Raw genomic sequence first — 12,635 nt, forward strand, 5'->3', positions numbered from 1 at the left:
ACAGATTTCAGTAAGTTGATAAACTAATAAGTATTAAAATAAAATTAAGGAAAAAATGTGAGTAATTTATCACAGCTTCATCCCATGCATTTATGGCAGTTATTTGAAAAAATATGCAGTATTCCACACCCTTCAAAGCATGAGCAAAAAATATCAGCTTGGATCCAAGCTTGGGCAAAAGAGCAAGGTTTATCGGTAAAAGAAGACGCCGTTGGTAATATCTTTATTAAGAAGCCAGCTACAGCGGGTATGGAAAACTGCCAAGGCGTCATTCTACAAGCGCATATGGACATGGTTCCACAAAAAAATGCTGATACCGTTCATGATTTTTTAACCGATGCTATCAAACCTTATACGGTTGAAGAAGCCGATGGACAATGGGTTACAGCAGAAGGCACCACCTTAGGCGCTGATAATGGTATTGGCTTATGCTCAGCTTTAGCCGTTTTGGCAAGCGATGATATCGCTCATGGTCCTTTAGAAGTTTTAGTAACCATAGATGAAGAAGCTGGCATGACCGGCGCTTTTGGCTTGGAGGCAGGCTGGTTAGAGGGTGATATTCTAATTAATACCGATTCTGAACAAGAAGGTGAAATCTATATGGGGTGCGCCGGTGGTATTGACGCCGAAGCTACCTTTAAATTGATTTTTGAAGATGTTACCCAAGATTTTACTTCATTTACCTTATCTCTTTCAGGTTTAAAAGGTGGACATTCTGGGGTAGACATTGATACGGGTCGTGCCAATGCAAATAAACTTTTAGTGCGATTTTTACTCGACGCAAGCCAAAATTTTGATTTGCGTTTAGTTGATTTAAATGGCGGGAGCTTGCGTAACGCTATTCCTCGTGAAGCTGATGCCAGTTTTGTTATTGCAGCAAAAGATGTGAGCGCTTTTAAACTTAGCCTGGACGATTATTTAGACAGGTTACGCGCAACATTAGGCAGTATTGAAACCGATATTGATATGTTACTTATTTCACCAGAGGTTTTCGACCAGTGTTGGAGTCTTAAAACACAGTCGTTAATTTTAAACGCCCTTAACGCTTGCCCCAATGGTGTTATTCGCATGAGTGACGATATTGAAGGTATTGTAGAAACATCGCTTAACTTAGGGGTTGTTCGCTGTAAAGGGCGTAATTTTGTAGCTATGTCTCTTATTCGTAGTTTACATGACGATGGCCGATTACTGGCCGAGTCTATGGTGAAATCAGTCTTTACATTAGCAGGAGCAAAGGTTGAGTTTTCTGGTGCTTATCCCGGCTGGAAGCCTAATACAGATTCAAGAATTATGAAAACTGTCCGTGATACTTACCAGTCACTTTTTAATAAAGTGCCTGAGATTATGGTTATCCATGCCGGTTTAGAATGTGGTTTATTTAAAAACGCTTATCCAAACTGGGATATGGTTTCGTTTGGCCCCACCATTAAATTTCCTCATTCACCTGATGAAAAAGTGAATGTCGAAGCCGTTGGGCTTTATTGGCAGTTACTGGTTGAAGTATTGAAGAATATTCCAGCAAAAGCTTAGTTTTTCTGTTGTTATGCTGAAGATGTTGCCTTACTTTTAATCAAGTAAGGTGCATAATTTCAACATAATGTGATTTAAATCAAAACAAGCGTTGTTAGGCTAAGGTCTAATAAACTTTTTCTGGTAAAACCGTATACTTGAAGAAGAAAGTTTTAAGGATTAAATTATGTTCCAGCCAGAAAAAATAATAGTTGCTGACGATCACCCTTTATTTAGACAAGCGTTATTAGCTGCGCTCGATGTTAAGTTTAATAAAACTCAGTGGTTAGAAGCACAGACAATCGAGCAACTTGAACAACAACTCGCTAATAATACCGACAGTGATTTAGTTTTGTTAGACTTAAATATTCCTGGCGCTCATGGTTTTAACACTTTAATTCATGTGCGTAATCATTTTCCGCAAATACCGGTAGTGATGATCTCGGCTCATGAAGATAACGATACTATTCGTAAAGCGATGGAATATGGCGCAGCGGGTTTTGTACCTAAATCGACGCCCGTTGAAACTATTATTTACGCGATTCAACAAATCTTAGCGGGAGAAGTATGGGTGCCAGAAAGCTTTGCTCAAGCGAGTAAAGGTGATGGAGAAAGTAATATTGCCGAACGTGTGGCGAGTTTAACTCAGCAGCAATACCGCATTTTAATGATGTTTGCCCAAGGCTTATTAAACAAACAAATTGCTTACGACCTTAATGTCTCAGAAGCGACTATTAAGGCGCATGCTACTGCTATCTTTCGTAAACTCAATGTTCGTAACAGAACGCAAGCCGTTATTGCTATTGCGCCACTGAATGTTGCTGAGCCAAATATTAATCACTAACCGCAACTATTAACTATTAACAATTACCAGTAATAGCAATGGGCTATTGCTTGCCAATTGCTTGTTAGCGCCCAACCCTCTAATTAATCACTCACAGCGGTTTGTAAAATCAATCATCAACAACCGTTGGTGATAACGATTACTCAGAATAATTATCTTGTAACTTCTTCGCTAGCAGTGCACTCATCATTGCGCGCAGCGCTGCTGGCTTAACCAGTTTTCTCATAAAGCCAACATCGGCTTTATGGGTTTTTTCTTCAATGTCACTATCGGTAGTCGCTGTAATTAATATTGCCGGAATATAATGATTACTGCTTGCACGTAGCGCTTTGATAAGGGTTAAGCCGTCTTGATTGTTATTAAGCTGGTAGTCGACTAATAAAATTTCAACTTCATTTTGATGCTGTGCAAATATTGCCATTGCCTGCTCAAAAGACTCAGCCGATAACACGTTACACTGCCAAGCACTGAGCAGTTCTGTCATGCCATTAAGTACATCAGGGTCGTTATCAATACACATTACCGTGACGTCTTTTAGACCTATTTTAGTGACTGGCTGCTCAATTTTAATATTAAATTGTCGATGTGCTTTGGTGATAGCGAGTGAGAACTTACACCCTTGCTGCTCTTTTGATGTTAACGACAGCGGGTGTCCTAATAATTGTGCAAAGCTTTGGGTAATATTCAGACCCAATCCTAAACCTCTGCTGGCATGACTTGGATTGTTTTCTAGTTGAGTAAATTGCTCGAAAACAATTTTTTGTTTTTCAAGCGGAATGCCTGGACCGTTGTCCAATACTTGCAGAATAACTTGCTGACCAACAGTTCGCGATCCTAATAAAATTTTCCCCGGACTGGCGTAGCGAAAGGCATTGCCAATTAAGTTCTGTAAAATACGGCGTAATAAATTACGGTCTGAAGTAATCCAAGCTTTACAAGAGACCACTTTAAATTCAACTTGATATTCAGCCGCCGTCGCTGAGAATTCTTGCGCCAAATCTTTAAATAAATCATTCACTGAAAATGTGGTGAGGTGGGTGGTGATATTACCGCTTTCAATACGTGCTATTTCAGCTAAGTCGGCCAGTAAGTCGTTAGCAACTTTTAAAGAATGATCGATGTTTTTGACTTGTCTTAATTGGCTTTCGCTTAAACTGCCTTGGCTACTCAAGGCTGAGGTAAATAATCTTGCAGCTTCCAATGGCTGCATTAAATCATGGCTGCAGGCTTTCAGATAGAGGCTTTTTTTAATATGTGCTTGTTCAGCCTTCTCACGAGCAGCATCTAAATCTTCATTGGTTTTTTCTAATTTTTTAGTACGTTCGGTAATAATGGCTTCTAAATCAACATTGGTATCTTTTAATACTCTTTCAGCATTTTTATAGGCGGTAACGTCAGAAAACAACATGACAAAGCCACCACCGGGTAAAGGGTTACCTTGAATTCTGATCACTTGGCCGTCAGGGTTTTCACGTTCAGAGCTGTGAGGGCTTCCGTTTCGTAAATACTCTAAACGTTTTTCAACTTGCCGACTAATTTCACCTTCGCCGCAAAGACCTCGCGTGGCGTTGTAACGAATAAGGTGCTTTATCGGGCAGCCTTTGTAAATTAACTCTTTAGGGTAAGAAAATAAATCAATATATTTATTGTTCCAAGCGACTAGTTTTAGCTCATTATCGACAATAGAAATACCATCACTGGCGTTTTCTATAGCGCTTTGTAATAAATTTTGACTGAATTTACGCTGCTGGCTCGAAGCATCTTCAACTAATACTGCAATTTCGTCTAGGGCAATATCGCGTCCATCTAAAGCCGAAGATAAGACTAAACGTGCTGAAGATGCCCCCATAACACTTGCCAGTGTGTTTTCAGTATGCAGTAATAACTGTTGATTATAATCTTGATGAGTAACCTCTTTTTTCACGACACCTTGCTTAAAGTGTTTAAAACTAATTTTTGCTTTTCCCTCGCCAACAAAGCGCGAGACAAGCACTTCTAAATCACGTTCATCAATATGACGTTTTTTCTGTGAATTGAGTAGTTTAGGTGCTTGCCACTCTAAAAATAGCGATGCCTGTACCCGCTCTTGCACACTTTGGCGACTGACTTGTGATAATGCCCACATTACAAACATATTAACCGTTAAGCTAAGTAGGCTAACGGTGGTATTAGCCGATAATAAGCCGCCGGTAAAAGGCTGCTCGTATAAGCCAAATTGTGGAATAAAATTAAGTAATAACCACATTGAAAAACCAATTAAAATACCCGCATATACTCCAGTTAAGCTTGCTCTTCGCCAGTAAAATGCCGCAACAAGTGCTGGGGTCAATTGTGCAAAAGCTCCAAAAGCAATTTCACCTAACGAGCTTAGCGTATCGGGTGAAGTCATCAAAAACACCCCGTAGCCCAGTAAAATAACTAAAAAAACGAGTGCTTTACGAATGTTAAGCAAGCGAATTCTAAATTCATCAAAATCGGTGTTTTTAGCTTTGCTAGCACGAAAAATATAAGGGAAAACTATTTCATTGCTCAACATCGTACTCAGTGCAATCGAAGAAATAATCACCATAGAGCTGGCAGCAGAAATAGCACCTAGAAAAGCAAACAGTGTTAACCAGGTTTGTTGTTGATGCCAAGGTAAAAATAAAACATAAGCATCTGAAGGGACACTATCACCCAAGAGCATTTGGCCCGCGATACCCAGCGGCGCAGCGAAAACCGCAAAAACTAATAAATAAAGCGGAAATATTTTTCGACTGAGTTTAGTATCTTTTGGGTCTTTAAGTTCAACGACCATGACTTGAAATTGTCGAGGTAAGGATAAAAATGCCGCCATAACAATAACTAACATCGCTAACATCGACATCATATTAGGAAAGTTAAGTTGCTGCTCTAGCTGTAAACTTGCTCCTGACTTGTACCAAATGTCCATGGGCGAGTCGAAGACAAAAAAAGTCACAAAGATACCTACAGCAAGAAAGGCAAAAAGTTTGACTAACGATTCAAAAGCAATGGCAAGCATTACACCTGGGTGGCGCTCGGTAACATCGATGTGACGAATACCAAATATTACGGTGAAGCCAGCAAGTACTAAGCTTGAAATAAGTCCAAAGCGCCAAGTCACTAACGTTTGTTCAGCTTGAAGTTGTTGAAAAGAATAGACAATAGCTTTTAATTGTAGAGCGATATAGGGCATGGTGCCGATTAAAGCGACGATGGTCACCATAATCGCTAGCTTGTGTGACTTGCCATAACGTGAGGCGAGTAAATCAGCGAGAGAAGTTAAGTTTAACTTTAAGCTAACACGCACAATACGTTGGATAAAAGGCCAAGCAAAAACAAATAATAAAATGGGTCCTAAATAGATAGGAATATGAGAAAGAAAGTTCGTTGAGGCCTGGCCCGTAGTGCCTAAAAAGCTCCACGAGGTACAGTAAACCCCTAGTGTTAGCGCATAAATAATACCCTGACTTTTACGAACAATTTTATGGCGGTATTTGTTTCCTAAATAGGCAATAAGAAAAAGCAGGCCAATATAACCAATACTCAATACCGACAATTGCCAATTAGGAAACATAATAAATCTCAATTTTTATTTTTATACTTCTACAATACCAAGCATTTAAGCTAATTTATACAAAACTTGGTGGGTAATTAAGCGAAGTTTTTTTAGCCATTAACTTCATGACATTGCATTTCAACAACATTGCTATATAATCGCGTTCGAATATCATTCGAACGAATAAGTTAAAGAGGTTGCTATGGCACCCGCACCAAAATTTAGCCTTGAAGAACAAGAGAAGTTAATTCTGTTTGCCGCGGTTACCGCAATAGAAAAAAGTAACTTATTAGATTTTTCAATGTCATCAATCGCCAAGTCTGCTGGCCTATCTATGGGGTCGGTCTATAAATTTGTGCAATGTAAAGAAGACTTGCTGATTGTCTTAGCAACAAAAATGTATCAAGAAAGGTATCGGGTTGTAAGTCAAGTGCTTGCACTGCCACTAACTACGCCAGAACGAATTATTGCTTTAAGCTTACTCGATTTTTCTAAAGTACAAATGTTTAGTTTTGATGATCAACTAGAAAGTATTGTTAATACACGCTCTATTATAAAGCGATGCTCGCAACGCTGGCTTGATTATATGATTAATTGTAGTCGTGTCTGCGAGGATTCATTTAAAGTATTGTTGCAAACGGCAGTCGATACTAATGAACTTCAGTCGGGCGTTAATGACATGGAGCAGATAAGTATTGGCGCATGGTCTTTAAATGTAGGTTATTTTCAAACGGTAAGATTACATCACAATAGAAACAGCAAACAAGATAGTGAAGCTCAAGAGGGTATCACTTCTTTATCAACAGACAATGTGCACATTCTTAATTTACAACGCTTTATCAACACCTTTGATTGGCGACAAAAAGTCAGTAAAGACGATATTGAAAAAGTAGCTCTACAGCTAACTACGTCAGAACTTAGATAACAACATGAGAAATAATAAAGGAAATACTATGAAAATCCGTCAATGGATTCTGATTATTCTAATTTTAGCTGCAGTGGTCAGTAGCTTGTATTTTTATAAGTCATCATTACAAGCCCAAGCATCGCAGGGAGTCAATATGCCTGAGCCTTCAGCAACGGTTAATTCGACTGAAGCGGTTCGTGTCGATTATCAAGAAATGCTTAAAGTCAGTGGTGAAGTGCAAGCCTTTAAATCATTATCATTAAATAATGAATTCGCTGGGCAAATTACCTTGTTAAATGCACAGTCAGGACGCCTGGTGAAAAAAGATCAGGTACTTATTGAAATTGACCATCGAGATGAAGACTCGAAGTTAATTGCCGCTCAAGCACAGCTTACCTTAGCGAAAAAGACCTATAGTCGCTATCTTGTCTTAAAGAAAAACAATGAAATTAGTGCAGAACTTGTTGATCAAGCTGAAGCTGAAGTTGCATTGGCTAAGTCTGATGTAGCCTTATTAGAAACGATGATCGCCAAGAAAAAACTGAGCGCACCTTTTGATGCAAAAGTGGCCATTCACAATCTTGAAATAGGACAATATTTAGATAAAAACAGTCAAGTATTGACCTTGATTGGTATTAACGAATTTACCTGGATTGATTTCTACTTACCACAAGTTTATCAAGAGCTCGGGGTGGGATCTGTTGTTAACGTTCAACCGATGAATCAGCTTAAGTCATATGAAGCGATGATTATTGCCATTGATCCACAATTAAAACGGACTTCACGTAGCTTGAAGTATCGCGCACAAATAAAGTCTTCATTATTAGCATTGAAGCCTAATACCTTAGTCAGTGTTTATTCACCCATTGCCGCCGAGGCTTCGCTAATATCAGTACCTGATATCGCCATAACACGAGATCCACTAGGAAGTTATGTTTTTATACTTGAAGCAGAGGGTGAAGGTGCTTATCGGGCTAAAAAAGTTAAAGTGACTTTGGGTGATCGCAATGATGACCGAGTAATGGTGTTGTCAGGCCTCAATGAAGGACAATTAATTGCTACAAAAGGTGCATTTAAATTATTCCCACAAATGAAAGTTTACCTCGCTGAGTCTTTGTCAGCGAGCACTGCTGATAAGAAATAGCGAGTTATGATGAAAAAAACTTCAAATCCAATTTCACACAGTAAAGCATCGGTAATGGATATTTTTGTTCGCCGTCCTGTTGTCGCGTTAGTTTTGTCTATTATTATTTGTTTAGCGGGACTTTGGTCAATCAGTAAGATCCCCGTGTTGCAGTTTCCAAAGATAGAGAGTGCTTCGTTAGTTATTGACACGTATTACATTGGCGCTTCAGCTGAAGTGGTGCAAGGTTTTGTTACTGAACCGATAGAGCGAGCTGCCGCAACGGTGCCTGGTGTTGAGTATGTTGAGTCTAAAACGACTTCAGGCAGCAGTAAAGTTACCGCGTGGCTCAACTTAAATGAAAATAGTACCTTAGCATTAGCGGAGTTAACCGCACGTTTAAGCCAAATTCGCTATGAATTACCCACAGGTGCGCAAGACCCCATAGTCTCAGTGAGTCGTGCAGATCGTCCTTTTGCTGTCTTCTATCTGAATGTTAATGCTAATGGTAATGACTTATCAAAAGTCACTGATTACTTAACCCGACAAGTTAATCCGGTTTTAAACGCCATAGAAGGTGTGCAACGTGTTGGTATTGAAGGGGCAAGAACGCCAGCAATGCGCATCTGGTTGAATACCCAAGCGCTTGCAGTGTTTAACTTAAGTTCGACAGAGGTTTACCAAGCATTAGCAACCAATAACAGTATTGCAACTATGGGCTATGCTGAAAATAGCCGACAGCGCATTGATATTGTTGCTAACAGTCAATTAACGTCAGTGACTGAGTTTGAGCAATTAGTGGTGGCAAATATCGACGGTGCTACCATTCATTTAATTGATATTGCTCGTGTTGAAATAGCGGCAGAAGATGCCAGCGTTACGGCAAGGCTAAATGATAGTGACACGGTTTATATCTCAATTTGGCCCTTACCTGGCGCTAATGAAATTGATATTGGCGATAGTCTTTATAGTAAAATTGCCGAATTGAATAAAACATTACCTTTAGGTATGTCGATAGATTTTGCCTTCGACGGTACACTTTATATGCGTGATGCGTTAAGTGAAATTTTCATTACTTTAATGGAAACTGTTATTTTAGTCGGCTTGGTCGTTGTCTTATTAATGGGGTCATTTAGAAGTGCGATGGTACCACTTATTACTATACCTATATCTATACTTGGCGCGGTAGCAGCGATGTCATTTATGGGTTTCTCGCTTAACTTATTAACCGTGTTAGCGATTGTATTATCGGTAGGTTTGGTGGTTGATGATGCGATTGTGGTGGTGGAAAACGTTGCCCGTTTAATGCGTAAAGGTTATTCAAAATTTGACGCTGCTTTAGAAAGTTCACGTCAACTACTTGTTCCCATTATTTCGATGACCTTAACGTTAGCTGCGGTCTATGCTCCTATTGGATTTTTATCAGGGTTAACCGGGGTTTTATTTAAAGAATTTGCTTTTACCTTGGCTATTGCGGTCATTATTTCAGGGATTGTCGCGATTACTTTATCATCGGTGATGAGCGCACATATCTTGCCTAAAGGTGGGGAAGAGGGGTGGTTAACACGAAAAGTGAATAAACTCTTTGATAATATTCAACAGGCTTATGGCAAATTACTGCAACGTATTTTTAAGTGGCAAGGGCAGGTTTTTTTAATTGCGGCTGTGGTTTCTTTGCTTTCAGTGCCTTTTTATTTGCAATCAAAGAAAGAGCTAGCGCCTGTTGAAGATCAAGCGAGTGTTATGTTTGTCGTTATGTCACCACCTGACTCTTCATTAGCGTACAACGTTGCTCAAATGGGACCTGTGGTGGAGACCTTACAAGAGATTGAAGGTGGTTTGAAAGTTTGGCAATTACTCTTTACTTCTGGTGGCTTTGGCGGCTTAGAGTTGGTCGGTGCTGACGATCGTAATTACTCTACACAAGAACTTATTCCAGAAATGTATGGCAAATTGGCGCAAATACCCGGTTTGAATATGTTACCTATATTACCCGGTTCATTGCCAACCGCGGGACAATTTGAAATTGAAATGGTGGTTAAATCTTCGGCATCCTACGCTGAAATGAAAAACTATGCTGATCAATTAGTGGGAGCAGCGTTTGCCAGCGGTGATTTTCTTTTTGCAGACAGTGATTTAAAAATAGATTTACCCCAAGTTGAGTTACAACTAGATCGCGAAAAAATTGCTGATTTGGGGCTTAATGTTGCTGATATTAGTCAACAAATGGGCATTCTATTGTCGAGTAACTTCGTTAACCGTTTCGATGCTAACGGTAAGGCATATCGTGTTATTCCAATGGTTGATAATAATATTCGGGGTAAAACTGAAGAGATCTTAGCGTTAAATATTAAGATACCTTCGGGAGAATTAATCCCCGTTTCGGCTGTTGCTGATTTAACATGGAAAACCGTACCGCGTGAACTATCAACTTTTGCTCAGCAGGCTTCATTTAAAGTTTATGGTGGCGTTGCGCCAGGCGTTAATAAAGAACAAGCGCTGTCAACACTAGAAAATGCGGCGAGAAATATGCTACCTACAGGTTACAGTATTGACTATGCTGGAGAATCACGTCAGCTTCGCAAAGAAGGCAGTACCCTAGTGATGGTATTAGGTGTTTCATTATTGATTGTATTTTTAGTTTTAGCGGTACAATTTAATAGCTTTAGAGACCCGCTTGTGGTGCTTTTAGGTTGTGTACCCTTAGCGTTGTCGGGAGCATTACTTTTACCTTATATTGAGTTAACCACCATTAATATTTATTCACAAATTGGTTTGATCACCTTAATTGGTTTAATCGCTAAAAATGGTATTCTTATTGTCGAATTTGCGAATCATGCTCAAATAGCTGGCGCCGATAAATTAGCGGCGGTTACAGAGGCGGCAACGACACGTTTGCGACCAATATTAATGACGACCGCGGCAACTATTTTAGGACATTTTCCTTTAGTATTGGTGACGGGAGCTGGAGCAGAAGCGCGAAACAGTATCGGTATTATTTTAGTGGCGGGTATGTTTATTGGCACACTATTCACGCTGTTTGTTTTACCGAGTTTCTATTTGTTATTCGCCGAGCGTCGACAGGCTTCAGTCGAAAATAGACCCGAGATGGCTATCGCTAAAAGCGAAGCTTAGTCACGGCTGTTGTTGCTTAGTAAAAAAGGGCGTTACTTTATCAAGTAACGCCCTTTTTTTAGGCAACAAACGCAGTTAATACTTTAAGGGGATCACTCGTCGCCACTGTTTCGTTGTTGAGGAATATCACTAAAGTACTGGACAAACTCTACTTCAAAGCCATTGGGGTCAAGAAAATATAAATTAGCTCGGTGTGTATGCTCAACGCCTTCTTTATGCACATCAAAGCCCGCCTTTACTAGTCTATTTTTTATTGCTGTTAAATTATCAGTCACAAAAGCAAAATGGGCTAAACCTACTTGATGTCCCAATAAATCTCGATTTTCTCCAATACCGTTATTGTTGAAAGTAAGGTATTGATAGTCGTCACCAAAGTGTACCCAATTGCGATCTACGCCAGACCATTGTGAAATGCCCTCAGCTCTTATTTTCCAATGAGGAAAGGCTGCTTGGTAAAATGTCAATGTTTGTGGAATGTCGTTAACGACTAAATTTAAGTGTTCAATGTGTAGCATAAGTATCCTTGTTTACTAACAGTGAAAAAACGATGAAAACTCAGCTTAAGCTGAAGTAAAAGGTTATTTCTAATAAGCTTGAAATTATATTATGCCAATTAAGTCCTAATGGACAGGGTGAACACTGAAGAAGTGAATTTAATCATAGACAACCTTGCTAAGCGCTGGAGTGTAAAAGTATCGAGGTTACCTTTTTATCAAAAAATAATCTTCCTATGGTGGCTTAGCGTGATTAATTTGGGGGTGTAATAAGATGTCGTGGCGAATGATTGTTCAGATAATGAGTTGGCTTGGTGTTAGTCATGTTATCAGTGGTTGTTTTTATCAATGAATCGTTGTCATAAATACCATGACAACGATAAATTAACGACCTGCTACTTGTGGGGTTATCGGTGGTCTTAGTTAAGTGTTTGCGTATAAAACTCAGAAAAATATTTACCGCCCTTAATTTCAAGGATTAAACGTAATTTGTAGCTTTGGCCTTTATCTGCAACCAAACGACCAAGTGGTGTTTCGCGCTTCCAGTAATAAGGCGAGTCTTTCATGCCGAGTCGAAAGGACGTTGCTTGGTTTTCTTTATCGACGAGAAATAAAGTCGCGGTGTCGATAGGAAAAGTAGAATTAACGGTCGTTATACCCTTATCATCCATAACATTTACTTCAAATTCTCCTGATTTTAAAATACATTTTTGCTGACTAACGTCACAATGTCCAAAGGGAACTAATTCAAAAGCGCGCGCTTGACTAGCACTATTCTCTTCCCATAAATCAGCTAAGGCAAAGCCTAAAATGGTCAGGATAGGGGCAACGATAATAGCTGTTTTAGTGTGTTTGTTCATAAAGCTTCCTATGAGTATATGTTACTTCGTCATGCTGAATTTATTTCAGTTGTTTAACTTGAGATCTTGAAATGAATTTAGGATGACGCCGACTTAGCTAGTTAGGTTTTAGTTCTGCCGCCCACTGAGTCAGTTTAGTTTTAATCATAACGGCCATTTAGCCCGTTCGGTGTTAAGTATTATGTCTGCTTAAGCAGAAGAATT

The 12,635-nt window shown here is 39.4% G+C and carries 8 protein-coding genes; 5 read left to right on the top strand and 3 right to left on the bottom strand.

What is annotated here, in order from left to right; genetic code table 11:
- Positions 1-57 precede the first annotated feature (57 nt).
- Together H4J69_RS11005 and H4J69_RS11010 are read left to right on the top strand one after the other, a co-directional pair.
- A complete protein-coding gene (locus H4J69_RS11005) occupies positions 58-1,530 on the top strand; it encodes an aminoacyl-histidine dipeptidase (protein ID WP_182244383.1) in 1,473 nt (490 codons plus the stop codon).
- 163 nt (positions 1,531-1,693) lie between these two features.
- Positions 1,694-2,353 carry a response regulator gene (locus H4J69_RS11010; RefSeq protein WP_404842394.1) on the top strand — a complete coding sequence of 220 codons (660 nt, stop codon included), beginning with the start codon at positions 1,694-1,696 and terminating at the stop codon, positions 2,351-2,353.
- Between the two features lie 139 nt (positions 2,354-2,492).
- Here the strand turns inward: H4J69_RS11010 and H4J69_RS11015 are convergent, their stop codons facing one another.
- Positions 2,493-5,930 (bottom strand): PAS-domain containing protein, encoded by a 3,438-nt coding sequence (locus tag H4J69_RS11015; protein WP_182244384.1) that lies wholly within the window; start codon positions 5,928-5,930, stop codon positions 2,493-2,495.
- Positions 5,931-6,114: 184 nt separating this feature from the next.
- On the opposite strand from H4J69_RS11015, the gene H4J69_RS11020 reads away from it, so the two are divergent.
- Genes H4J69_RS11020 through H4J69_RS11030 form a run of 3 tightly spaced genes read left to right on the top strand, consistent with a single transcriptional unit; the run spans position 6,115 to position 11,077 of the window.
- A complete protein-coding gene (locus H4J69_RS11020) occupies positions 6,115-6,837 on the top strand; it encodes a TetR/AcrR family transcriptional regulator (protein WP_182221348.1) in 723 nt (240 codons plus the stop codon).
- 28 nt (positions 6,838-6,865) lie between these two features.
- Positions 6,866-7,963, top strand: coding sequence for an efflux RND transporter periplasmic adaptor subunit (locus tag H4J69_RS11025; RefSeq protein WP_182244385.1), 1,098 nt, complete (start codon positions 6,866-6,868; stop codon positions 7,961-7,963).
- Positions 7,964-7,972: 9 nt separating this feature from the next.
- Positions 7,973-11,077: an efflux RND transporter permease subunit gene (locus tag H4J69_RS11030; RefSeq protein WP_182230359.1), complete on the top strand. Its 3,105-nt coding sequence runs from the start codon at positions 7,973-7,975 to the stop codon at positions 11,075-11,077.
- Between the two features lie 92 nt (positions 11,078-11,169).
- Here the strand turns inward: H4J69_RS11030 and H4J69_RS11035 are convergent, their stop codons facing one another.
- Both H4J69_RS11035 and H4J69_RS11040 read right to left on the bottom strand, forming a co-directional pair.
- Positions 11,170-11,592, bottom strand: coding sequence for a VOC family protein (locus H4J69_RS11035; RefSeq protein WP_182230342.1), 423 nt, complete (start codon positions 11,590-11,592; stop codon positions 11,170-11,172).
- 398 nt (positions 11,593-11,990) lie between these two features.
- A complete protein-coding gene (locus H4J69_RS11040) occupies positions 11,991-12,431 on the bottom strand; it encodes a hypothetical protein (RefSeq protein ID WP_182221346.1) in 441 nt (146 codons plus the stop codon).
- Between the last annotated feature and the right edge of the window lie 204 nt (positions 12,432-12,635).

Origin of the sequence: Colwellia sp. BRX10-9 (assembly GCF_014077405.1) — a bacterium.
Lineage (GTDB): Bacteria > Pseudomonadota > Gammaproteobacteria > Enterobacterales > Alteromonadaceae > Colwellia_A.

Bases quoted from the DNA above. Each gene is read 5' to 3' on its own strand.
- H4J69_RS11015 (WP_182244384.1), bottom strand. From the start codon at position 5,930: ATGTTTCCTAATTGGCAATTGTCGGTATTGAGTATTGGTTATATTGGC.
- H4J69_RS11020 (WP_182221348.1), top strand. From the start codon at position 6,115: ATGGCACCCGCACCAAAATTTAGCCTTGAAGAACAAGAGAAGTTAATT.
- H4J69_RS11025 (WP_182244385.1), top strand. From the start codon at position 6,866: ATGAAAATCCGTCAATGGATTCTGATTATTCTAATTTTAGCTGCAGTG.
- H4J69_RS11030 (WP_182230359.1), top strand. From the start codon at position 7,973: ATGAAAAAAACTTCAAATCCAATTTCACACAGTAAAGCATCGGTAATG.
- H4J69_RS11035 (WP_182230342.1), bottom strand. From the start codon at position 11,592: ATGCTACACATTGAACACTTAAATTTAGTCGTTAACGACATTCCACAA.
- H4J69_RS11040 (WP_182221346.1), bottom strand. From the start codon at position 12,431: ATGAACAAACACACTAAAACAGCTATTATCGTTGCCCCTATCCTGACC.